The organism is Agrococcus sp. HG114, assembly GCF_024723325.1.
Classification (GTDB): domain Bacteria; phylum Actinomycetota; class Actinomycetes; order Actinomycetales; family Microbacteriaceae; genus Agrococcus.
On the sequence record NZ_JANQCH010000260.1, the window covers coordinates 1 to 681 of the forward strand.

A 681-nucleotide genomic window follows, 5' to 3' on the forward strand; every position below is an offset into this window, starting at 1 on the left:
CGCCGTGCCCGAGCCCGGGCAGCCGCCGAGCGCGCCCGCGTGCTCACGCCAGCGAGCGCGCGACCGCGACCGCGCGGTCGGCGTAGCCGCCGCCGAAGAGCAGCGTGTGCACGAGCAGCGGCTGCAGCTGCTGCATGGGCACGCGCTCCCGCCAGCCGTCGGCGAGCGGCGATGCCTCGTGGTACGCGGCGAGCACGCGTTCGAGCAGCGGGAGCCCGAACAGCGCGAGCATCGCGAGGTCGGTCTCGGCGTGCCCGCCCTGCGCGTGCGGGTCGATGAGCACCGCGCCCGTGTCGACCTCCGCCCACAGCGCGTTGCCCGCCCAGAGGTCCCCGTGGATGCGCGCGACCGGCCCGGCGCCGGCGGGCTGCGGCGCGTCGAAGTCGCCCGCGGCCATGCGGTCGACCGCGCGCTCCACGACTCGACCGGCCCGCGCATCCAGCCGCCCCCGCTCGAGGCACCGCACGAGCACCGGCCGCACCGCCGTCTCGGCCCACGCCGCGCCCCAGCCTCCCGCGACCGGCGAGGTCGCGAGCGGCACGCGCGACGAGCCCCACTCGAACGGCGCCCCGGCACCGCGCGGCGGGCAGCAGTGCCAGTCGGCGCCGAACGCGTGGAGCGCCGCGAGGCTGCGCCCGAGCGCCTCCGCGCGCGCGGCCGTCGGGGCGGCCTGCCCGACCC

At 79.9% G+C, this 681-nt stretch carries 1 protein-coding gene; it reads right to left on the reverse strand.

The genetic code is table 11. The features are described from left to right. Window positions 1–43: 43 nt before the first annotated feature. A partial coding sequence (locus NWP09_RS13125; protein ID WP_258275927.1) for a fructosamine kinase family protein occupies window positions 44–681 on the reverse strand: 638 nt, incomplete at its 5' end.